Source organism: Vibrio sp. Y29_XK_CS5 (assembly GCF_024181835.1).
In the GTDB taxonomy this organism is placed as follows: domain Bacteria; phylum Pseudomonadota; class Gammaproteobacteria; order Enterobacterales; family Vibrionaceae; genus Vibrio; species Vibrio harveyi.
The window spans coordinates 21,108-45,499 of sequence record NZ_JAMZAM010000009.1 but is presented as its reverse complement, the minus strand read 5'-3'; the positions used below and the strand labels follow the sequence as shown (position 1 = coordinate 45,499).

The following is a 24,392-nucleotide window of genomic DNA, read 5'->3' as shown; positions in this document are numbered from 1 at the left end:
GCTCTTTTATTTCCGTTTCAATTCATTTTGAAAGCGACTGTGTTGAGTCAGCGGCATATTCTGCCTTACTTGCTGGTTGTGTGACAAATCTATCTCTGCCACCAGCAGTCCTACTTGGTCATTCAATTGTTGGTGAACGCGCCCCCAAGGGTCAATCACCATGGAGTGCCCCCAGGTTTGACGACCACATGGATGCGTCCCCGTTTGCCCGCAGGCAAGAATCCAGCACTGGGTTTCAATCGCACGCGCTCTTAGCAGTACTTCCCAATGCGCCTCTCCCGTGACGGCGGTAAAGGCAGCGGGCACAACGATAACTTGTGCTCCTGCTAAGCGTAGTGCTTTAAACAGTTCAGGAAAGCGTACGTCGTAGCAAATACTTAAGCCTACCGTACCAATATTGGTCTCTGCCGTCACGATGCGATTACCTGCATTAAAGGTATCCGACTCACGATAACTGCCATGCCCATCGGCTACATCCACGTCAAACATATGCAGCTTATCGTAATGAGCAATACGCTCACCTTGCGGTGAGAAAACTAATGTCGTGGTAGTCACACCTTGTTCAGTGCGAATCGGCATGCTTCCGACTATTAGAGTTAATTGATTGCGTTGTACGATCTCAGACAAACACTGCTGAATAGGACCGTCACCCAAAGTTTCTGCGTTCTGGTGATACGCCTCTCGATTGGCAAACTGCGTAGCGTTTTCTGGTGTCACAACCAGCTTCACACCTTGCTCTGCAGCCAATGCACATTGCTTGGCAATGAAGTCCAGATTCTCCTCGATATCTGGACCTGATGTCATTTGAATGATGCCAACACGTTCCATGTATTCAATTCCTTGTTCGTCAGAAGACTAACCGCACAATTACTTAGCTTGCTCACGCAGTTTTTCTGGCAACTTGTATTCACCTTTGCTTCGTGAAATCTCTTTTACGGTAGGTGAATCCAGAGGACCTTTCACTTCGTAGTTTACTTGCGTGAAGACTTCCACTACTGGAGAGATAACCGTCGAAATCGCCAGTACGTACAACGCCGTTTGAGGCGCTACAGCAAAGGCAGTCAGCATAGGCAAACCTGAAGTAATGTCCGGAGTAAAGTTCACTTCCGCATCCACCAAGCGGGTGTTCATATCGGCGATCCCACGAATCTTCATTTCACCGGCCAGTGCATCCATCACAATATCGTTGGTGATAAATACACCATCTTGGATTTTGCCTGTACCCGTGATTGAGTTGAATGCCATCCCTTTGTCGAACACGTCGGTAAAGTCGAGCTGCATCTTACGAATGATCGAATCAAGACTAAACAGACCGAGCAATCGCGCCGCGCCACTCACTTCGGTGATCACACCTTTACCAAATTCGGTAGAAACGTCACCTTGCAAACTTTGAGTCTTCATCGACCAAGGCGCGCCATCCCAGTCTAGGTTGGCATTGATTTCAAACGGCGCTTGTTGGATGCCAGAGGTGATCCCAAAGCGCTCCATCAAATCACTGTTGTTATCACCCTTAACTTTCATAGATAGGTTTGAATGACTTCGCTCTTTGGTTAGCTCCCACCAACCGCTCATATCAATACGGTTTTGACCACTACTGAAAGTTACGTTCTTCCATTCAAGTCGATTATTACCACGCTCGACATCCACATTTACCTTGCCAACCTTGTAACCTTGCAACCAGAAATCATCAATGTTCAAAGTTAAGTTTGGCATTTCTGCATGGAACTTGCGGTCAAAGTTTGAGATTAGTGGTGCGCTCTGGTCTTCACTAGCGAACAAAGAACTGCGCTCTTTCGTCATCTCATCAAAACCTGGAATATACAGGTGTAAATGCTCCAATGAGACGGACAAATCATACGGTTTGAGGTAATTGGCTTTGCCTTTCACTTCTTGACTATCAACATCGAGCTGCCAGCTTAGATTCTTCTTACGTGCATTCAAATCCACATCGTGAAACTCGATACCACCAAGCTCCAAATTCTTCACATCCATGCTAATACGCGTTGGAAGTGGAACAGTCGGTGTTTTCATGCTCGACAAAACAGACTGTGTGGTACTTTGTGGAACGTGCATTAAATCCGCCCACTTATCGAGGCTCAAATCATCCAAACGAATTGAGGCATCGTGTCCTACCACAGGGCTGATTTTGAAACCGCCGTTCCCCACAACGAGATTTGTTGCGGTCAATACTGGGACATCGCCTGAAATGTCGATTTCCGTTTGGTACTTCGCATTTGGGATCTGCAAACGAGCCGAAACACTTTCTTGGTTTCCAGAAGCTTGGAGCTTCGCTTGCCCTTTTTCGCCCCGTTTTTTCCCAAGCGGGTACGGATATTCACTTGCTAACTGACTAAGCTGAGCAAGCACATCCACTTGATAGGTAAAACCCACATCGTTGAGTTGTAGATCGATGTCCATTTGCCATGGTGCATGCCCTGAAACAAGGCTTAACCAACGCTCGCCAAGGTAAGGTTTGAGTGGGTCTACCTCCCAATCACCAAGGGTATTGATGGTCACATTGTAGCCTTGTTCGGCGTTCTCACCACGAAAGTCCAGTGAGATTGGCTGCTTCAACAATTCAGCAGATAGACCAGAAGTAGTCACTACATCGTTATCGAACTTGATACGTCCAGTCGCATTCTCTAACGTCATCGGCGGCGCATCAATATCTACGCGGTTGTTCTTAAGATCCGCATAGCCCCATGCGCGAGCGTCTTTCTCGGTATCAAATGGAATATTGAGTTGGAATTCTGAATAAACAGGACCACTAACTTGCAGTGCGGTCAACGCAGCCCCCACAGAGTCAACCAGTGGCGTTGCCATCATGTAGTCACGAACTTCATTACCCGGTGCGCTTGCTTTCGCTTCGATCTCGATATGACCACCTTCTGCAAGCTCGGGAATGCGACCTGTGATTCGCTTCGCTTTCACGCCATTTAACGTGGCAGACTTCGAATCCAAGTACATGGCATCATTTTCAAACAACAAATCGAGTTGTAAATCTGTAATGGTTGGCCAAGCAGTATCAAAGCTGAACTTCGCATTCTTCAATCCAACCCATGCTTGGAACATGCCGTTATGCTCTTTATACGGGAAGTCACCTAGCTCGCCATACCAAAGCAGCTTCGCAGTATTGACCTTACCACCCTGAATCGCAGTAGATAGGTAGTCTGTCAAATCTTGCCCAAGTGCTAGAGTTGGAAGGTAACGCCACGTTTCACCAGCGTTGTAGAGATCAGCTTCTGCATAAAACGACAGAAATGGGCTTTGCTCTTTCGGGAAATCGAGACGGAACGCACCCAGCACTTGCAGATCGGGTGTCGCCGCAGTCACTTTATCAGACCACAAACGCCAACCATCTTCATCTTGCTGCCAAACGATGTCGACTTCACCCTGCTTGATGTTTAAAGGCGCTTGGAATACGTCCCCATATGGGAAGACATCATCGATAACCGTCACTTTCGCTTTTGCTTGTTCTAGGTTACCCGAGACTTTGCCTTGCACATGACTAAAGCCAGGCAGCAGCTCCCACTGCGTTAAACCCAATTCATCCAGTTCGGCTGAGTAACGTAGCGTATCTAAACCACCATTCATCGACAGGCGAATGTCTTCCACTCGTCCTTTCGGCGCTAGTTTATCTAGCAAATCCGTAGTGGATTCTGATTTAGGTGCTAACTTAACGAGCGGGGTTAACGCTTCAATGTCTAATTGGGATAAGTTGAGTAGCCAGCCATCTGGTTGCCAATCAAAGGCAACATCCAGCTCAGGCCATGGTCGGTCATCGGTGCGGATTTGCAGTGAGTGACCATTTACTTTCCAGCCTTCTTTATCTGGTGAAAGCTTGAAAATACCAGACTCCAGCAGCAGTTCATGACGCCCTTTCTCATTCCACACTAACTCAGAGGGTTGCAGATCGACATAAGCGTAACTTGGTTGGCTGTGTTGCAACGTCAACCAAGTGTTGAGACTCACTTTGCCTGACTCAACGCCAGACTCATCTTGCATGTAAGTGGTTAGCCAAGGCGTCACGGACACATCTTTTGCACTTACGTAAAATTCACCTGAGATATCACGCAGCGAACCATAATCTTTGAAGTTAGCACGCACTAACAATGAGTTGAGACTTGCGTCCGCAATGCTCACTGTACCTTCCGCTAAGTGATGCTTACCTTGGTTGCTCCAACGTAATTGCTCGATGTCCAAGCGGCGTGTTTCACCAGACACTGACTTGTACCAAATACGTGAGTCGGTAATCGTGAAATCTTCAAACTGACGCAGTAACAAGGAGTCCAACTGATCAATCAGCTTTGATTCACTTTGGCTGACATTCGCTGCTGGGTCGTTATTTTCTGATTTAGACAACAAATCAACGGTACGAATGTCTAAAGCCAAGTCATCAATGGTGAGATCTGCGACCACAGGCTTAAACTTTAGGAGAGATTGAATCAAGTCGAATTCAATATGAATTTCATCCACGGCAAAGCGCGCGTCTTGGTTATTCGGCAGATTCGCTTCTAGGCCTTGCAGTGCGATAGAGGGATGGCTATTACGCCAAGAGCCAGCAACGCTGGCAATAGAAAAGTCAAAACCTGTACCTTGCTTGACCCAGGTTTTGATCTCATCTTGGAAGTGGTTAAGTTGTGGCAATGCTACGCGTAGTGTGGTTACTAAAATGGCTAAAAGCACCAATAACGTCACTAAAGTCCACGCGCAGAAACGCCCGAAACGGTTAAAACCAGAATTCACAAATTTTCCAATTACATCATGACGACGTCAAACTGCTCCTGAATGTACAGGGGTTCAGCTTGAATACGAACTTGCTTACCAATAAATACTTCGAGTTCAGCCAGTGCGTGAGATTCATCACCCAATAGTGTTTCCGCTACGTATGGTGACGCGTATACGACAAAGTTGTCTGCATCATAAGCACGGTTCACTCGGGTAATTTCACGTAGGATCTCGTAACACACGGTCTCTACTGTCTTCACGCTACCGCGACCTTCACAAGTAGGACAGCTAGAACATAAGATATGTTCAATACTTTCGCGCGTACGCTTACGAGTCATCTCAACTAAGCCTAGCTGAGTAAAGCCGTTAATGTTGGTCTTCACTCGATCTTTTGAGAGCGCTGTTTCCAGCGAAGTTAGTACACGCTTACGATGTTCTTCTGACGCCATATCGATAAAGTCGATAATGATAATGCCGCCTAAGTTGCGTAGACGCAGCTGACGAGCGATCGCTTGAGTCGCTTCAACATTAGTGTTGAAGATGGTTTCTTCAAGATTACGACGACCGACAAACGCGCCAGTATTGATGTCGACCGTTGTCATTGCTTCAGTTTGATCAATGATTAGGTAGCCACCTGACTTAAGCTCAACTTTACGTTCCAGAGAGCGTTGAATTTCGTTCTCTGTGTCGTACATATCGAAGATTGGCTTATCGCCTTCGTACAACTCAAGCTTATCAGTCAGCTCAGGAACATACTCAGACGTAAACTCTTTAAGGTTCTCGTATTCAAGACGAGAGTCAACCATAACCTTGTCTAGCTCAGTGCCAACAAAATCACGCAGGATGCGTTGTGCCAAGCCTAACTCACCGTACAAGGTCGAACGGGTTTTGTACTTCGAGCGACGCTCCATGACTTTCTGCCATAAGCGCTTCAAAAATGCCGCATCTTGAGAGAGCTCTTTTTCGTCTGCACCTTCTGCCGCAGTACGAATAATAAAACCGCCGTGCTCGTCGCAGTAGTGGTTAACCACTTTCTTTAGACGCTCACGTTCACTTTCACTTTCGATACGCTGAGAAACGCCAACATGGCTAGCCCCAGGCATAAAGACAAGATAACGTGATGGGAGGGTAATATCAGTCGTCAGGCGAGCGCCCTTGGTGCCTAGTGGGTCTTTAACCACCTGCACAACAATATCCTGACCTTGGCGAACCAACTCAGAAATATCACGAACTTGAAATTGTTGCTTTTCGTTTTCCGCCACACACTCAGTATGCGGAACAATATCTGACGCGTGCAAGAATGCCGCTTTATCTAAACCAATATCGACAAACGCCGCTTGCATGCCCGGCAATACTCGGCTCACTTTGCCTTTATAAATATTGCCAACAATGCCACGGCGCGATTCTCGTTCTATATGAACTTCTTGTAGTACTCCACCTTCAATCATGGCCACACGAGTTTCACTCGGGGTCACGTTAAGCAGCAATTCTGCACTCATGTGCACACCTCAAAACAATTATAAAAATTCTTGAATTAGCTGATCGGTTTCGAACAAAGGTAAGCCTACTACGGCGTGATAACTGCCTTCGATTCGGGTGACGAAGCGTCCACCGAGTCCTTGAATACCATAACTTCCAGCTTTATCGCATGGTTCGCCTGACTGCCAGTATCGTTCTATTTCTTCTTCAGTCAGAGTTTTGAACCACACGTCAGTGATAACGACCACTGAGTGTTGTTGTTCTTTTGATACGACGCTCACCGCAGTCATCACTTGATGCTGACGACCCGATAAATCGCTGAGCATGCGTTTTGAATCTTCGAAATTTTTTGGTTTTTCTAATACGTAGTTATCGCACACCACCACGGTATCGGAGCCCAATACAACGGAATCAGGCTTAGCCATCGCTAAGCCTGCTTGAGCTTTTTCCAGAGAGAGACGCAAAACATAGTCTTTTGCTTGCTCGTGATCTTGTTTGGCTTCCTCTATATCAGGAAGCACAATATCAAAGTCATAACCTAGTTGAGCAAGCAACTCTTTTCTTCTCGGAGAACCCGATGCGAGAACGAGGGATAAGCCCTTTTTCACAACGCTACCTTACGTGCCATGCGCGACGGACGCGTCGCATTAATAAAAACATCCATGGCCAAAGTATACAGTTTATTGCCGCAGTCCACAGAGATAATGGATTAAATACTACGTCCTGGTTCAAATATTCCCCACAGAATATAAGAAGTTCCAGTAGCACGGTAAAAAAGGCAATCAAAATCGATTGTTGCCACAATGCCATGTTACGAATCACCAAGAAGTTCAACGCAACCAAGTAGATAACGATCGACATCATCATCCCTCGGATCCCGAGCGTCGAGCCAATCAAAATATCCCAAAGCAAACCTAAAACCAGAGCGGTACCAACGTTGACACGATGCGGCAGTGCCAGCACCCAATAACAGGTAACAAGGAACAGCCATGATGGACGTAGTAAATCCAAAACGCCTGGCCATGGAATAGTTTGCAGGACTAGCGCGACGAAGAAGCTGACGCCGATGACCATTCGGCTTCTAAATACACTATTGGCCATCGGTTACCTCTTGTTCTGAACCTTCTTCTACATTGGACTGCAGTACTTTGTGTTGACGGTCTTCATTCGGCCAAATCAATAGCAAGTAGCGCAGACGATCAAACTCAACCACAGGTTCCGCTTTGATTGATGCGAATTCTTGGCGAGTATCGTGATCCACATTCGTAACAGTTGCGACTGGGTAGCCTTCTGGATAAATACCCCCAAGACCCGATGTCACCAGCAAATCGCCGACTTGGATATCGGTACTGGTTGGGATGTGCTCTAGTTGGATTTCATCCACTTCACCATTACCGGAAGCGATAACACGAATATCGTTACGAATCACTTGGACTGGAATTGCGTTTTTCGCATCTGTTAACAACAAGACACGTGCGTTGTGCGCGGCCACAAACGTTACCTGACCAACGATACCTTTCTCGTTGATAACAGGTTGACCAACGTAAACGCCATCAATACGACCTTTATCGATCACCACTTGGTGGCGGTACGGTGACGTGTCCACAGCCATCACTTCTGTGACGACTTTCTTCTCGTCACGGACGAATGAAGAGCCGAGCAGTTTACGCAGGCGTTGGTTTTCTTCTTTATATTGGTCGAGCAAGATCAGCTCGCTCTTCAGGCGAAGCACTTCGCGCTTCAAATTGCGATTGCCTTCAATCAGTGCCTGACGAGTATTTAAACTCTCGAACATTCCATCGAACATGCTACGAGGCAAATTAGCTGCGTATTGGATTGGCGCAACCATACTGTTCAATAGGTATCGGACGTTGGAAAACGTATCTAGACGGTTATCAGCCAGCATCAAGCTCGCCGACACGATGACAGCAAAAAACAGACGCAATTGCAGAGATGGACCTCTGCCAAAAATCGGTTTCATCTTGTTTTTAACCTGATTGCTACCATGATTATTGAGCCTTACTTGGCAACCTGAGAATCTGACATGAAGAGATTCTAGGTATGGAGCAGATTGAAATTACAGAGAGCGGAAATGAAGGTGAAGCCCATATGGACTCCACCCTGCACTTTATTCTTCAGAGAATAGATCGCCACCGTGCATGTCGATCATTTCTAGTGCTTTACCGCCGCCACGAGCCACACAGGTTAGTGGATCTTCAGCGATAACCACTGGAATACCAGTTTCTTCCATTAGTAGACGGTCTAGGTCTTTCAGTAGTGCACCACCACCTGTTAACACCATACCGTTTTCAGAGATATCAGACGCAAGCTCTGGTGGACACTGTTCTAGTGCAACCATCACTGCCGATACGATGCCTGACAGTGGCTCTTGTAATGCTTCTAGGATTTCGTTTGAGTTCAGGCTAAAGCTGCGTGGCACACCTTCTGCAAGGTTACGACCGCGAACTTCGATCTCTTGAACCTCATCGCCAGGGTAAGCAGAACCGATTTCGTGTTTGATCTTTTCAGCCGTTGCTTCACCGATCAAGCTGCCGTAGTTACGACGTACGTAGTTGATCACAGCTTCATCAAAGCGGTCACCACCGATACGTACAGAAGAAGAGTAAACCACACCGTTTAGTGAGATAACCGCAACTTCAGTTGTACCACCACCGATATCAACCACCATTGAACCTGTTGGCTCAGAGACACGCAGACCTGCACCGATTGCTGCCGCCATTGGCTCATCAATTAGGTAAACTTCGCGCGCACCGGCACCTAGTGCAGATTCACGAATCGCACGACGCTCAACTTGAGTAGAACCACAAGGAACACAAACCAGTACACGTGGGCTTGGTTTAAGGATGCTGTTGTCATGCACTTGCTTAATGAAGTGCTGAAGCATTTTTTCTGTTACGTAGAAGTCAGCGATAACGCCATCTTTCATTGGACGGATAGCTGAGATGTTACCTGGCGTACGACCAAGCATCTGTTTTGCCGCATGGCCTACAGCAGCAACGCTTTTTGCAGAACCTACACGATCTTGACGAATAGCAACTACAGAAGGTTCATCAAGGACAATACCCTGTCCCTTTACGTAAATTAGAGTGTTGGCAGTACCTAAATCGATAGATAGGTCGTTTGAAAACATGCCACGAAGTTTTTTAAACATATTCTTCGCTCATCCTGCAAAAATTTAGAAGACAAAAATTGTCCTAAATGTACCAATGCCTCGCTGTCACAGCAAGGCATTGGTACACAAACATGAGCAGAAAGCCTCAATTTCTTGCAGTTTCCTTACTTAACGCAAGAAACCGAAGTTTGTTATTGTCCGGTTAAGCCCGGTTCACCACGATAAATCACTCGGTCATTGCCTCGATGAATACCAAACGTGACTACCGATGATGGGTTTTCTTCGGAGCCATCTTTATCCCAGTCGTATTTGAGCCAAGGGAGCGAATTGCCACCACCTTCAAGATTAAGCCATACGCGAGTTTGCTGGCGATACGGCTCTGCTTCTTTTGCTGTTACAGAACGAGAGTGACCAGAAGCGACCTCTCCACCAGCCCCTAACGTGACATCCTTAGGTTTCGCATTATCACCTTTAGGCCAAATATGCTCTTGTTTAGCCTTCACACCAATAACATCGGTTTGGCTGTCATTTGGGTTAGCAATAAAGCGGCTACCATTCCAGTATTCAACTCGTAATGGCACTCTCAACGTCGACCCCTGGTTGCCACCAACATCATCTAGGTCTACACGACCAAAGCGGATGTCAGGTTGGGTAGGCAATAACCCCTCACTACCATCGATAGATACTGGATCCTTATTATCATCCGCAGATTTGATTGATATCGCCGTATCTTTCGCGTTCTCGTTAAAATTGAGCGGACCATCTGGGTAACTTGAGCCAGAACCTTTTAATAGCTCTAACCCATCCGTCGTTGAACCAGTAAACTTACCTAGACTTCTTGAAGTGACATAAGCAGCACCATTATTCACCCAAGTCCCCGTATAGGTTTTGTTCAAAATAAAACGAGGCTGATAAGAGCTAGTATCTTTCAAACCAAAATTTGCTTGTAAGCCACTAGAGAAGAAGGCGTAGTTTGTTAAAGCGCCTTTATCCGCATTTAATGCCTCAACATAAAACTCCTCGACGCCAAAGCTTTGTCCCATATAAGCAAAGTTTTCTTTATGTGGGTAAGCCCATTGATTTCCTTTCGCTTCATCAACTCGGAAATACTTAGGGTAGAAACGACCAATATTTTCTTCTGCTGGCGTAATGGTGAAAGCTTTACTACCGAGATACGTTTCAGGTGGTGTAATCGTAAAGTCAAAAGCACCAACTTCGGACACAGTTTGCGTCACTGACCCCGTACCATTAGTTAGATTGATATGATCGTATGTGGTCGTCCCTAAAGTGCCAGGGATCGCATTATCAAACTGCGGGTAAGATACTTTATGACTAATCGTTAAACCTGATTGTTGATAGTTTTGTGCTGGCTTCTTGTCATCACCAAATTGATAGGCCGTCACTTTCATTGTGAACTCTTCTCCAGCAGCAACAAGTTTCTGGCTACAAGAGCCTGAACCGCACAGACCACCATCAACCGTCAATTTGAGATATGCTGGAAAACTCACAAAGCTATTCTGTCCTAACGAATCCTTTTCATCTTTTATTTTCGCCTTCAGCGCGACTTTGCCTGCCTCTGGATACTTTAAGTTGAAGTAAGCTTTACCTTGCTTATTAAAGTAGACATCAGCAACCTCAACAGTATTTGTCCCAACGGTAACCTCGTTACTGAAAGAACCATCTCTCTTTTTGAAAGAGACATAAGCGGGGACTGATACTGCATTGCTTGTCGGTTCGATTCTTTCAATGGATAACTGAACATCTCGATTTTCGCCGTCACCGCCCTGTTGGCTTGGTGAGCTACAAAACTCCAAATAAGGCGAACGTTGATTACTATATTGTGCCTGTCCTTTGGTATTGAAGAATGGCTTACCAGCGACCTTATCTGGAACCGTTACACCCAACGCCGCAGAGTTAAATACGATATTACAGTTTTGCTCAGATAGCGGGCCACCAGCGATACGACACTTCGCTCCGTCAAAGCCAAACTGTGGAACCGAGCTACTTGCAATTCCAAGTTTTGCTGAACCTGATTGGAACGCTTGTAGTTTCAACGAAACAGAGTCAGAGAAAGTAACACGATCTCCCCCTTCCCATGCGACGAGAGAATCCGATTGTGGCAATAAGGACACCGTCACAGGATCAACCGTTGCTCCTGGGTTCGAGCTCAATACTGAAGATGGGTACGTTTTTGAACAAGAAGCATCCATACATGCTCGTAGTGTTACCTCGGACGCCTGACAAATACTGCCAGTACCAGCGTAATCAAATTCGAAGTGGTGAATGCCTTCCGTTATTTTCTGGTATTTATCGGCACAAACTTGGAAGTTATCCATTTCGTGTGTGTTTGTAAGTGCCCCCGTGGAAGCAGTAACTGAAATACGGAAGTTTTCAGGTGTGTAATTGAAGTTCCCTTCAGTTAATACATCAAAATTACTAATTACTGTATGCCATTGACCATTAACTCCAACCTTTCGCTGTACGGATAGAGTAATCGCTCCCGAATTGCGAGAGTTCAAAATAACCTTGTAGCGATGAGGAGTGCTCGAACGATTATCTAACGGTTGGTTAAACTGCTTTCCTTTGATGTACTTGTAACCTTTTAGCCATTTACCGTTGTTGTCTTTAATGCCTGCGCCACGCACGCCAACACTGTTTGCAGAGCCATGACTAGCAAGGTTTTCCCCACCTTCTCGGTAAAAGTTGCCGTATTCATCGATACCTATGCCTAACCAGCCGCCAGCAAAGCCCTCAACATCATGAGACACCTCACCAGAGTGGTTTTTGTGTAGCTTCATACCATAACCCAATGGTCCGCCGAAAGCCCCTGTTTGCGGAGGCACATTAGCATCAGAGATAACCAACGCAACGCCATCTGCACCATTATAGCCACCACCATAAGCAAAGTGATCGAACTCAACTTCTAAGTAGTTCTCATCGGATGGGAATAAGTAGTTGTAAGCAGAAGCAGTCGCTTGACGAGCTCTATTACCATTTAATCGAAATCGTCCATTAACTACTTGCGGCTTAATGCTGCTGTCGTAACCAATAACAGACCAGTTATCAACATTAGATGAGCTGAACGTTTCCATTGGAAGCAAGTTACATTGCTGGACAGGGGGCTCCACTGGGCACGAATAATCTGGCTTCTGAATCACAACTCTCTTTTTCATCGTAAGATGACGTGCAGTAACGGAGCCATAAACTGTTATCGGGTTATTGAAATTAACAGTATCGGCTAAGATAAACCCATAGAATTGTTTAGATTTTGTTTGAAAATTCACTGACGCATTTGGCGCATAAATTGTTGCGTAGTAGTTTGTTGTAACATCAATAGGATTAGAGAAAACAACTGAGTTACCACTCACGTTGATTCTGGAATTGTTATAAAAAGAATACTTAGTGTGCCCAACATGCTCCCAACGCTCAAAAGTGACAGTAGAATCTTGAGGAATAACAATTCTCAAGTCATCTCTCGGACCCGCTTCAGCTCTGAAGTTACGAACATTGGTGCCGTCGGGTAAAATTACTTTAATTTGATCAAAAGGCGAATTGTTCTGACTTACCCATAACCTATCAAGATTCTTTTCGATTTTAATCTCGATTCCACTCTTGCCATTTAGAGAGTAGCGTATCGCGCTACACAAGCTAGTATTGTCACACTTATAGCCGATATTATGAGCCTCTAACGACAATGAATGGTCGCCAAAGTCGGTAGGAACACCTGTAGGTTCAGACGCTTTTCTCGCCTCTAGATGCCCATCATTATTACCGACATCACACCCCGTATCACTTCCACAAATAGGGGAACGATACAGTCTATCTCGAGCATCATCTACGTTCGCTTTATCAAAACCCGCCAGAATATATTGAGCTTTATTTGGTTGTTGAGCATTTGACGAGTAATAAAATAGGTCTTCTTTATTTGTGACCGTATAGAAGCTTTTGTAGTCTTCCGACCAACCTAATACACGCGCACTCTTGTTTGGCACATTAAGTGTATTTTCTGAATAACCTTTCATCCCCTGAATTGGCTCAGGGAAATATTGACAAATATTACTAGGTAATTCAGGTTCTATTGGAGCAGGTAGACTGCCATCGCAATCAAGTCCACTTGGGCTTCCTTGTTCATAAAGACTTAACTTACCATTTTTCAAGTTAACATTATTTATTGTACTAATTAGTTGCCAGTCACCTTCCCCAGCAAACTTGCGATAATATTTTAACGTTCCAGAATTATGGCTAACCTGATGTTCAAGACGAATGTTATAAGGTTGACCTGCTAATAAATTAGGCTCATCGAAGTAGTAGTTTGCATTACCATATTCATAGCCATTATACCAAAGCACTTCGCGAGGATGGCGTCCACTGTGCTCTAAATACACATAGCTATTTGATGCAGGACCAACCACATTAAAGGTTACAGTAAAGTCTTTATTTCCCCACACATCACAAGTAGCAGCTTGAGCAGGAACATTAAGCAGGCAAGCAAGCATTGTAATTATGATTAATATTATTTTTTTCATTATTTTATTTACTCCCTAACCCAAATCTCTTGTTGGCGCTGTACTTGTGCAACCCCGGAACCACAAATTGCTGTGGCTTGCACTCTGAAAAGAGATTCAGCTTCAGAGGTACCTGCGTTAAAGGTACCGATATTTGAACATGTCATAGTATTGATTCGGCAACCCGAGCCTTGTGTAATCTGTGTAGGAGGAGATGTATTACCGTTTTCAATCTTAGAGCAAACATCAGCGATGACGGAGCCATCTGTGTTTAATGGATAAAGCTGAGTTAGTGCCCACTCATTGGCAGATTGAGCAATAAACCAAGCTTTGGTGCCCAAGAATTCTTTCGTTAATGTACTTTGGTTTGACCAACTTACTCTCATCAAAGAAGCAGCTAAGTACCCCATCACTATGATGACAAACAACACGACGATCAGAACACTACCTTGTTGGACATTTCTACGGAACATTGAGCACCTGCACGTCTTGTTGGTAAACACTACGCTCCCCGTTTTGAGTGAACTCTAAATTGATGTGTACAAGACCACCACGCTGCAGCGTTGGCTCTAGATAGTGCATATCACTTACAGAAGTATCGACACTATCCGCGACTGTAATTCCATTGCGCGTTATTTGATTATTTTCGAAGCAGTAACGTACTTCAGACTTATCTTGATAGACGTAATGACGGCTCGAAATAGAAGAGCCCCCAATCATACTGGCAGCCCCACTAATAACAAAGACATCACCAGTTTTGGCTAGACCACCAACATTTAAACTTTGTGAAGAAGAAGGTTGCAGATCTTCATAACGACTCGGATTAATAACCATCCAAGCGTTAGCGGGCATTGGGTTTAACGTGGCGTCATTGCCCAATAAGAACTCCAAGTCGTTATTTGTCAGTGTGTAGAACCCTGAATACTCAATAGGTACAAACTCTAAACACTTCGTCGTGTCATCAGGCTCATGAAAACTATTCGGTACCGCATGGCGAATTTCTCGAGACATTTTCTCCAACACAAACTGGGCTTGAGTTTGCATACGTTGTCGGTCAATTGTATCCGCGTAACCTTTCATACCAAGCTGAACATAACCCGCAATACCCAGCATGATAAAACTCCCGATCACAATGGTGACGATCATTTCCATTAAGGTAAAACCACGAGCTTTCATCAGTAGTTTCCTCTTATGGCAGTGAGTGTTAATGGCTGAGTGTTGCTTGCAAAAATAGTAATAGTGATTTTTTTATAGTTAGTGATGCCTGTCGTTTTTGCCGTAGATAAGTTGTCGTACGCAACTCCGACCTCAACACGGAAATTGCGATATTTATCTTCACCGCTCTTCCCTAACACATCAGCAATACTCCCACGCTTCGCTCCTTGGCATTGACCTACCGTTGTAGACGTACTCCAACACCCGATATAGTCATCTACATCATTAAAATCATTAGGCGTTGCCTCCCAAGAACCGTCGAGTTTTCTATCAGCACCTAATTTACTCACCTCAGTGCAATTCACACCATTCTCACCACATCGAACAGTACCACCATCGAAGTCACTGTTTTCATCAAAGCCGCGCGCCAATATTTGCGACATAAATCCCTGCCCTAAGGCTGCTGCACGCATTTGATAATGAGGCATTGCTGAATCACGAATTTGAGGAACTAAAAAAGACGTAAACGCTACCATCGCAATCCCCATAAGAACGATGGCAATGATCATCTCAATAAGCGTCATACCAATGTGCTTTCTCATGAGCATGCTCCCTCCGAAACATAACCCTGAGGGTTGATCAATACTCGGCACTGGCTTTGACTGTTTTTATCTTGAATAAGAATAGAAATACCAGCAGAGGAAACATTGAGAGGATTACCCAATAGATCAAATTCAATGGGACTAGAGGCACCATTAATAATAGAAAACTGTGCTGAGTTATCGACAACAACATCGCTTCGAGCATCTCGTTCCTTACTAGCCAGATTGCACGCTGCACTGGCTCCTATACAAGTACTCGTAATCGATAGACAAAAGTTAGTGTAGCTAGAGTCCTCTCCAGCTTTGTAGCTACTGGGTAGACATCTTTCAGGATAAGACTTGTTTGGGATATTGATATTCGACTGCATGCGATTCACTTGAACTTGGCGAATCACAGAAATGGCTTGTTCTTGAAGTGCAAATGCAGACACACTGCCTTTGCCCATAAAACGACTGGCAGCAAACAGGGAGAGAATAGATAAGAGAACGATCACTAAGATCAATTCCATCAAGGTAAACCCTAATGTAGAGCTGCGAATTTTCATAACCCAACCTTAGGCTTAAGACAAGCGAAGTAAGTATACGATGAAATTATGAGAATAATGATAGGTTTATAAGTTTTAAATTCGAAGTGTGAGCAAGTGTACAAATAACCACCAACAAGTTATTTCTCTCCTTTCGAGCGCTCCAATTCTTCTTCAATTCGATCGTAGGTTTCTTTATTGCTTAGCGTTTCAGAAACGTGCTCAGCGGTTTGCTTAGTTTGCTCCCACTTCGCTTCGTAAGTTTCTGGTTCAAAGCTGATAAATCTTGGTAATACCACATAACCGATCACACCTAAGATAATCAGCACAACCACAAACTCTATTGCACTAAGACCCGATGATTTACGCATATGAACTATTCCGAGATTAATCAAAATAAGGAGATAAAGGCCAGACTAGCTGGCCTTTTTCTATTATTTACAGTCAGTCGCTGCAACATTTTCATCTTCAATACGAACAGCTTTTGCTTCTTGAGTAGAAGTTGCCTCAGTGTATTTAACACATGACTTAGTGTAAGAAGGAATACCAAATGTAGCCCATGCTTGTGATTGTGTAGCACCAGTCTTGATAAACTGGAAGTCTTCACCTGTACCAACGCCCTGAACAATTGTCTCGATGTTTGTTTGAATTGCGGTTGGGTAACCGAATTTAGTCAAAACCTTACCATTATCTGTTGACACTGCAACACTTGCGCCCGCATCTAGAGCTTCAATACCATCAATTGCAGCTTTACCATAAATAATACCCGAAGCACCTTGAATTGCCCCTGCTAAGCCGTCAAGCGTTGAATTGCGAGCATCATCTTGCAGGTTAAGGAAACGTGGTGCTGCAGTTACCGCTAGAATACCTAGGATTACAATTACCACTACCAATTCGATAAGGGTGAAACCACCTTGTCTTTTCATTGTTTACTCTCTCTATGTAAGCATGCAGAGTGACTGCAAAGTTTATCGGTCACACGACCATTTTGGATATTGTCAAAACGGTTTTGCGTCTCAACACACTAAGCGAAATTAGTTAGGTGAGTACTTTCTCTACCGCTTGAGCAGAATGACGATTCGCCATTGTTAAGTAAAAGCTGCGCTAAAAAGTAAATAACCAAATGGTTTACTTTCAATTACAACCTTTTTCTTATGGTAATGTTTGCATTATACCGACTTTCATTCCTATTTATAGTACTTAAGTGTCAAAAAATTCACTCCGCCGACATTTCGACGTCTATTTTCAGGTAATTAGCGTCAGATATAACGACAACTCTCTGTCCATTTTCATAAGTATAGTGACATGTATAACTATTACTTTTAATTGCTCCACGAATTTCTAACAACTCGCTCGCCATAATTTTACGTTGCGGGTAATGCACCGCTAACCAAAAGCCACAATCCAAAACCCCGTCTTGACGAAATGGCGACACTAGACCTGCTTCTGTCATATCGAGTTCAAACCCATCCATCGACATATGTTTGGGCTCACCATGAACCATCCACGCCTGATGATAACGTTGCACGCTATCTTGCATCCAAACCTTGGCAAGCTTGGCTCCAGTGACTTGCGCTTGCTGCTCTACTGGCTTGAGGCTATGCACAAACGCCACCAGCAAAATTAACCCAATAACACCTGCAAGGATAAGCGTTGCGCGACTCTGATTTTCAACCACTGGTTTAGCCGCCTTTGATGATGTCCAGCATCCCCCACATTGGAAGGAAAATACCCAGTGCGAGCACCATAACCATGCCTGCCACAATGACCAAAAGTAGTGGTTCAATTCGAGCGGTCAGTGTCTTCAAGTCGTAATCCACTTCTCGATCGTAGAAGTCCGACACTTCTAAGAGAAGCTCATCGATACGACCAGTCTCTTCACCAACCGCTATCATTTGAATAACCAAAGGCGTAAAAATTTTACTGTTGATTGCCGTGACAGAAATGGTACTGCCCGCTTCAATAGCAGACTTCATTTCTAAAATTCGGTTTTCCAAGAACTTGTTGCCAAGCGCCTCACCAGCCAGAGCTAAAGACTGGTTTAGAGGTACACCGGATTTCAGCATCAACGAAAAGGTTCTTGAGAAACGAGATAGCTGTGCTCGGTTTACGATATCGCCCACGATTGGCAATCGTAGACGGAACTTATCGAACTTCTCTCGACCATCTGCGGTTGCAACCCAAGCTCTGAACAAAAAGAATGCCCCAACAATTGCCGCAATGAGTAGTCCCCAAAAATTCACAAAGAAGTTAGAGGTCGCAATCAGGATTCTGGTTGGCAAAGGAAGCTCCACCCCAAAACGGGTAAACATCGATGCAAACTCTGGGATCACCAGAATGTTCAAAATAAACATTGCTATAGTGATGAACACAATAACGAATGTTGGGTAACGCATTGCTGCTTTAATTCGCTTACGAGTTTCTAGTTCTTGCTCGTAGTAATTCGCCAATTGCAATAAAGCTTGGTCTAGTCGACCTGTGTTTTCACCAACGTTGATCATAGAAACAAACAACGGGCTGAATACCTTGGAATGTGGCTGCATTGCCGAGGACAAGCCACGACCATTGCTCAGCTCCGCTACCACATCTTCAAGCGCTTCTTTGAGCTGTTTGTTTTCGCAGTTTTGCAGCAGCCCACGCATAGAACGCAGCAGTGGTACACCAGCCTTCGTCAAACTAAATAGCTGGCGAGAAAACAGGATAATCACTTCAAGCGGAATCGCCGGTACGAACAATTTAGACAGGCTAACTTTGCTCTTTACCGCTTCTTTTTCCAAACGCAGGTTAAGAGGAATGATCCCCTTATTCATCAATGCTTCCGCTGCAGCTTCAGAATTCACAGCATCGACTTTGCCACTGGTGGATGAGCCGTCTAAAGTGCGACCTTGATAACGAAAAGTTGGCATTCACTTACCTACATGAAAATTGGGTCGGTTTTACCAGAAGCATCCCCTTCACCTAGGGTCATCACTTCATCCAAACTAACAATACCTTGCAATGCCAGTTCCATCGCTGAAGCAAGTAGTGGCTTGTAATTCTCGGAACGTCTCGCTGCTTGAGCGAACCCTACCGCGTCATTCGCACGCAGCTTGTCCATCATTTCATTCTCTAGCTCAAGCATTTCGAACACACCGATTCGACCTCGATAGCCCGTCAAGTTACAGTTTTGACAACCCGCACCTTTGTGGAAAGTGGTGCCGACTTGATTCGGGAAGCGACCAGCCAACCATTGCTGGCGCGATTCATCCAATACATCCGTGGTTTTACAGTCGGGACAAACACGACGAACCAGACGCTGAGCAACCACAGCACGGACCGCACTCGCAACTAGATAACCAGGCGCACCCATATCAATCATACGTAGCGCACTGTCTACTGCGTCGTTTGTGTGTAACGTACTTAACACTAAGTGACCAGTCAGTGCAGCGCGTAAACCAATCTCTACTGTTTCTTGGTCACGCATCTCACCAACGAGGATGATGTCCGGGTCCTGACGCAGGAAGGTACGTAGCACGCGAGAAAACGTTAGGTCGATCTTACTGTTGATCTGAACCTGAGTAATACGTGGTAGGCGATATTCCACCGGGTCTTCTGCAGTGATGATCTTCTTACCCGGTTCATTCAACTCACTCAGCGCGCCATAAAGCGTGGTGGTTTTACCAGAACCTGTCGGTCCCGTAACCAAAATCATACCGTGAGGACGAGAAAGCTGTCGCCGTAAGCGAGCAAGCAGTTCTGGAGGTAGGCCAGAGTCTTCAAGTTTGCGCAAACCAGAAGATTGGTTGAGCAAACGCATCACCACCGACTCACCGTATTGCGTTGGTAGTGTCGACATACGAATATCGATCGATTGACCACGAACTTTGATATTAAAGCGACCATCTTGTGGCAAACGCTTTTCAGAAATATCTAAGTGCGCCATCAGTTTAAGGCGCAGAACCAGCGCAGAGGCAATGTTAACTTCATTTAGAAGCGTCTCGTGCAATACACCATCAACACGTTGACGTAAGCGAAGCACTTTGTCATCAGGCTCGATGTGAATATCTGACGCGCCGACTTGCACCGCATCTTCAAACATCGAGTTAACCAGTTTTACGACGGTAACTTCTTCACTATCACCTTCATCAATACCATAGTCAAAGCCTTCAACGTCTTGGTGCTCAGCCTGAAGCTGCTCAGCAAACGAGGCAATTTCTTTTGTACGACGGTAGTAACGGTCAAAGCTTTCGACTAATTGACGTTCTGGCGCAATGATGAACTCTAGGTCATATTCACCAAGCAAGTTCATCAGGGACTCTTGAGTAAACAAGTCCGCAGGATCACTCATTGCAACGCGTAGCGTGTCACCGTTTCGAGCAACGACCATGGCACGCAAGCGTCGCGCGTGCACTTCAGGCAAAACTTGTACAGCATCGGCATCAATCGGGGCTCGGCTCAAATCAATCAATGGCAAACCGAGCTGCTGAGATAAGAACTCCAGCATCTGCTTTTCGCTGATAAAACCAAGGTCAATCAACGCATCACCCAGTTTTTGTCCTGTGCTGTGCTGAGCACTCAATGCTTGCTGAATTTGTTCTTCAGAGACAATCCCCTCTTCAACAAGTAGATCACCTAAGCGCTTTCTCAACTGAATTTTCATTGCGCGTTCTCCAGTTGTTTTAAGATGTTCAAACGATCACGAATAAATGCCTGAGACTGATTCGAAATACCCACTTTCCCCAATGCTTGTTGATAAGCGGCAATCGCAGCAGAAAAATCCAATGCTCGCTCTTGCTGAATACCTAAACCAAGCCACCAGCGCGCGTTGTCAGGTTCGCGCTGCGTCAGCAGTTGGTAGCTCTCTAGGGCAATTTGATTTTGTTTTTGCTTTTGTGCCAAAGCGGCACGCATCGCTAGATAATCACGGCTTGGTGCAGGAGGCAGATGCACTAGAGGGCTCAGCGCCGCTTCTGGTTGGTCTGCTTTCACCAATAACTTTGATAACGCTAAGCGAAGTGACTGGTTATTCGTATCTAGCGAGATACCAGCTTGTAGGATTTCGTAGGCTTTGCGCGTGTCACCCTTGCCAAAATATAATGCGGCTAGCTTTTGACGAGCTTCAAGGTTCGTTGGTTGGTAACGAAGTGCTTCATTAAAAGATGACAATGCGGTTTTCATGTCATTTGCATCCATCGCTTTATCCGCACGTGCCAACGCTTTTTCAGCTAACTCTTGATGGGTCAGTTCTACTTGTTCAATTCGCATCGAATGCTCTTGCTCAACATTCGATGAATTCGTCACATTATTGCTCAGACTCGCCAACAACACTGGCTGCTCGACCGTGCTGCTCACCTCATTACGAGGAACATAATCATCCACCTCTGGCGTTGATTTCGCAGCAGATAATGCGACTTTTACCTTCGGTTTTTCAATTCGTTGCGTGTACACCACATCATTTAATTGTGGCGTTGTCTTATTGGTTGGAGATTGGCTTACTTCAACTACGGGCAAAGGTGGAACATTCTCCATATTAGTCGTTGAAGACGAAACTGTTGCAATCTCTTCAATAGGAGCGGGACCTTGAGATACCGCCCAACCACCGACAGCTAAGCTCAACGAAAAGCCCCCCACAAGCCATAGCCATGGTTTGCTTCGAGAAATACTCGGGATCTCTGCCTTGGTTAGTTCCGAAGGCGATTCTTTTTCAGCAAGTTCTGATAATGCTTTATTGATGGCACTCAAGGCTGACTCCATCCCCAAAATACGGGAGATTTAAACTTAGGTTTACGTGCGTCAAAAGTGTCATGCATGGCAACGTAAACATGATGATTGTTCAAAAGCGTACAACGGTCATTGAACGCAGTAAGTAAAGCTTTATGGCTGATCTGATTAATCAATCTCGGGATGCCCATCGCCGAGCGCCAAATGGCTTTCTTTTGTTCAATAGAGAAGATATGCGCCCCATTACCCGCTTTATCTAGACGATTGTTGATGTAGGCAACGCCCTCTTCGATCGAGAGAGGACGCAGTTGGCAACTGAACGTAATGCGTTGACGAAATTGGCGCAATTCGTGAGTCTCTAATCGCTCATCTAATTCGGGCTGACCAAACAAGACCAATTGAATCAGCTTATCTTGTTCCGTTTCCAAGTTGCCAAACAAGCGCAAGGTTTCTAACGCCTCAGAAGACAGAGCTTGTGCTTCATCAACAATCAGTACCGTTTTTTTCCCTGACACGTGGACTTGGATCAGCCGCTCTTGGATCAGTGAAACGACTTTAAGTGGGTCAGTATCTTCAATCCCAAGCTCTCTGGCCACAGCAAACTGCAATTGCTCACCACTTAGAACCGGATTTGGCAAATAAACTAATTCGACTTTTGATTCAATTTGCTCAATCAGTTTTCGGCACACCATGGTTTTACCCGTGCCCACTTCACCTGTTATTTTGATGACCCCTTCCCCCATTTTGACGGCTGCCATAATGGTCTGAATCGCCTCATAATGAGGTACCAGCCCCAGAAACATTTCTGTATTTGGGGTTAGTGAGAAAGGTTGAACTCGAAATCCAAAATGTGACAGGTACATACTCGAATCACAACACCACGTTAAACAGAGACTTCCTAACGCCAATTATTCAGCGTCAGGGAACCACTCTTGCAGTAAATCACGTGAGCGCTCTAGCTCTTTCTGCCATGTATTTACGCCAACAACTGTTGGTTTAAGAAGAATGACGAGTTCTGTTTTCTGCGATACATTATTGATAGTTCTGAACAAGTTACCAAGTGCAGGCACATCACCTAGGAACGGTACTTTTGACACTTGCTCGATATTTTGCTGTTTCATCAAGCCGCCAATAACCACCACATCGCCATCTTTTGCGCGAATCACTGAGTCAGATTCTCGAATCGAGCTTTTTGCCAGCGGGAGTTGAACGTTGTTGAAGTCACCACCAAGGTTTAGCTTCTTAATCTCTTCTTCCACTTCAATTACGGCAGGGTGAACATGCAGGAATACGTTACCTTTGTTGTCAATCTGTGGCGTAACATCTAGAGAGATCCCTGAGAAGAAAGGCGTCAACTCAACTTCAGGAACCGCATTAGAGTTTTCACCATTACCCGCATTACTAGAAAGTTCGGTTACAAAGTACTCGTCGGTACCGACTTTAATAACTGATTTCTGGTTATTTGCTGCGGTAATACGTGGGCTAGAAAGCACGTTCAAGTCGCCCTGCGTCGCCATAAAGTTCATCACGGCTGAGAAGTTACCATCACTGATGGTGATATTAGTTTGCCCACCTAAAAGTGAACCAATCGCATCCAATGGAGGTAGACCACCTGTAGGACCTGGACGGTTGATAACTACGCTACCTGAATTACCAATAGAAGCAGTCATATTCGACCAGTTGATACCTTGCTGGTAACCATCACTTAGCGTCACCTCTAAAATCTTCGCTTCTAGGATAACTTGGCGCTGCATACGCTCCTGAGAAACGCCCAAGAACTCACGAACTTCACGAATTTCATCAGGGAAAGCACGTAAGGTGATCACACCCGCTTGTGGCGTAACAACAACACTTTGGCCTTGACCTGAGCCAATTAGGTTTGCAACGGCTTGTTGCAGCATCGGCCAAAAATCACTTTCGGTGATGGTTTCAATGCGTGTACCGCCAGTCGATGTGGTTGAGCTATCACCGTTGTTGTTATTTGAATCAGAAGAATCTGAATCGTCAGAACTGCCACCAGAGCTAGAAGTGCCCGCAGATGTCACAGAACCCGTCACGATACTGGTCAGTGAGCGGCCAGAACGTTTGAACTGAAGATAATCAACAGGAATGGTCACTGTGCGCATACCAGCAGGATAAACCTGAATCACTTTGCCTGATTTCACAACATCGTAGCCATACATGTCTTGTACAACGTTGAGCACTTCATCTAGGGTGACGTCGGAAAGGTTAACGGTGATGTTGCCTTGCACTGCTGGGTGGATAGCCACACTGTATTCAGTTCCTTTCACCAAAGAGGCAAAGAAGCTACGAGCTTCTACTGCGTTCGCTTGGATTCTAAAACGCTTTAAAGTGCCTTGCTCTGAAGACACGCTAGTGTCTAAGTTCGGCATAAGATCGGCTTCTACAGAAGAAGGGATCTCTTCTAGTGCACGGCTATTTGCTTCATTGATAGACTCATTAAGTGCTTGCTTCACTTCCACTGGGTCTCGGTGACCCATAGAACAACCCATTAAGGAAGCAACCACGATTCCTACAACTAATTTGCGCATATCTGATCAGGCTC

20 protein-coding genes are annotated in these 24,392 nt (G+C 45.2%); all 20 read right to left on the bottom strand.

Going from position 1 to position 24,392, the window contains the following annotated elements; all coding sequences use genetic code 11:
* Positions 1-6: 6 nt before the first annotated feature.
* The gene (locus NL647_RS24495; protein ID WP_253650758.1) at positions 7-828 is read right to left on the bottom strand and encodes a carbon-nitrogen hydrolase family protein; all 822 of its coding nucleotides are present in this window, start codon (positions 826-828) and stop codon (positions 7-9) included.
* Positions 829-867: 39 nt separating this feature from the next.
* Positions 868-4,746: a YhdP family protein gene (locus NL647_RS24490; protein ID WP_050935753.1), complete on the bottom strand. Its 3,879-nt coding sequence runs from the start codon at positions 4,744-4,746 to the stop codon at positions 868-870.
* 11 nt (positions 4,747-4,757) lie between these two features.
* Entirely contained in the window at positions 4,758-6,227 is a 1,470-nt protein-coding gene (rng, locus tag NL647_RS24485) for a ribonuclease G (RefSeq protein ID WP_005444363.1), read from the bottom strand.
* 18 nt (positions 6,228-6,245) lie between these two features.
* Positions 6,246-6,815: a Maf family protein gene (locus tag NL647_RS24480; RefSeq protein WP_253650757.1), complete on the bottom strand. Its 570-nt coding sequence runs from the start codon at positions 6,813-6,815 to the stop codon at positions 6,246-6,248.
* Between the two features lie 4 nt (positions 6,816-6,819).
* Positions 6,820-7,308, bottom strand: coding sequence for a rod shape-determining protein MreD (mreD, locus tag NL647_RS24475; RefSeq protein ID WP_005444359.1), 489 nt, complete (start codon positions 7,306-7,308; stop codon positions 6,820-6,822).
* The gene (gene mreC, locus NL647_RS24470) at positions 7,298-8,188 is read right to left on the bottom strand and encodes a rod shape-determining protein MreC (RefSeq protein WP_005444357.1); all 891 of its coding nucleotides are present in this window, start codon (positions 8,186-8,188) and stop codon (positions 7,298-7,300) included. The genes mreD and mreC overlap by 11 nt, the downstream gene beginning before the upstream one ends.
* A gap of 147 nt (positions 8,189-8,335) precedes the next feature.
* Complete coding sequence (locus NL647_RS24465; protein ID WP_005381144.1) at positions 8,336-9,379, bottom strand: rod shape-determining protein; 1,044 nt, start codon at positions 9,377-9,379, stop codon at positions 8,336-8,338.
* 152 nt (positions 9,380-9,531) lie between these two features.
* Complete coding sequence (locus tag NL647_RS24460) at positions 9,532-13,866, bottom strand: DUF6701 domain-containing protein (RefSeq protein WP_253650756.1); 4,335 nt, start codon at positions 13,864-13,866, stop codon at positions 9,532-9,534.
* 8 nt (positions 13,867-13,874) lie between these two features.
* Entirely contained in the window at positions 13,875-14,318 is a 444-nt protein-coding gene (locus NL647_RS24455) for a hypothetical protein (RefSeq protein ID WP_005533762.1), read from the bottom strand.
* The gene (locus NL647_RS24450; protein ID WP_253650755.1) at positions 14,308-15,021 is read right to left on the bottom strand and encodes a PilW family protein; all 714 of its coding nucleotides are present in this window, start codon (positions 15,019-15,021) and stop codon (positions 14,308-14,310) included. The genes NL647_RS24455 and NL647_RS24450 overlap by 11 nt, the downstream gene beginning before the upstream one ends.
* Positions 15,021-15,602: a type II secretion system protein gene (locus tag NL647_RS24445; protein ID WP_253650754.1), complete on the bottom strand. Its 582-nt coding sequence runs from the start codon at positions 15,600-15,602 to the stop codon at positions 15,021-15,023. The genes NL647_RS24450 and NL647_RS24445 overlap by 1 nt, the downstream gene beginning before the upstream one ends.
* A complete protein-coding gene (locus tag NL647_RS24440) occupies positions 15,599-16,147 on the bottom strand; it encodes a type II secretion system protein (protein WP_017187903.1) in 549 nt (182 codons plus the stop codon). The genes NL647_RS24445 and NL647_RS24440 overlap by 4 nt, the downstream gene beginning before the upstream one ends.
* A 119-nt stretch (positions 16,148-16,266) precedes the next feature.
* Positions 16,267-16,497: a type II secretion system protein gene (locus tag NL647_RS24435; RefSeq protein ID WP_005432800.1), complete on the bottom strand. Its 231-nt coding sequence runs from the start codon at positions 16,495-16,497 to the stop codon at positions 16,267-16,269.
* A 63-nt stretch (positions 16,498-16,560) separates the two neighbouring features.
* Entirely contained in the window at positions 16,561-17,052 is a 492-nt protein-coding gene (locus NL647_RS24430) for a type II secretion system protein (protein ID WP_061065403.1), read from the bottom strand.
* Positions 17,053-17,342: 290 nt separating this feature from the next.
* Positions 17,343-17,804: a hypothetical protein gene (locus NL647_RS24425; RefSeq protein WP_050922695.1), complete on the bottom strand. Its 462-nt coding sequence runs from the start codon at positions 17,802-17,804 to the stop codon at positions 17,343-17,345.
* 4 nt (positions 17,805-17,808) lie between these two features.
* Entirely contained in the window at positions 17,809-19,032 is a 1,224-nt protein-coding gene (locus tag NL647_RS24420; RefSeq protein ID WP_005444339.1) for a type II secretion system F family protein, read from the bottom strand.
* 8 nt (positions 19,033-19,040) lie between these two features.
* Positions 19,041-20,765 carry a GspE/PulE family protein gene (locus tag NL647_RS24415; protein ID WP_005444338.1) on the bottom strand — a complete coding sequence of 575 codons (1,725 nt, stop codon included), beginning with the start codon at positions 20,763-20,765 and terminating at the stop codon, positions 19,041-19,043.
* Positions 20,762-21,859: a lipopolysaccharide assembly protein LapB gene (locus tag NL647_RS24410; RefSeq protein ID WP_017187906.1), complete on the bottom strand. Its 1,098-nt coding sequence runs from the start codon at positions 21,857-21,859 to the stop codon at positions 20,762-20,764. Before NL647_RS24410 ends, NL647_RS24415 begins: the two co-directional genes overlap by 4 nt.
* Positions 21,844-22,689 (bottom strand): ExeA family protein, encoded by an 846-nt coding sequence (locus tag NL647_RS24405; protein WP_253650753.1) that lies wholly within the window; start codon positions 22,687-22,689, stop codon positions 21,844-21,846. The genes NL647_RS24410 and NL647_RS24405 overlap by 16 nt, the downstream gene beginning before the upstream one ends.
* Positions 22,690-22,734: 45 nt before the next feature.
* A complete protein-coding gene (mshL, locus tag NL647_RS24400) occupies positions 22,735-24,378 on the bottom strand; it encodes a pilus (MSHA type) biogenesis protein MshL (protein ID WP_029789687.1) in 1,644 nt (547 codons plus the stop codon).
* Between the last annotated feature and the right edge of the window lie 14 nt (positions 24,379-24,392).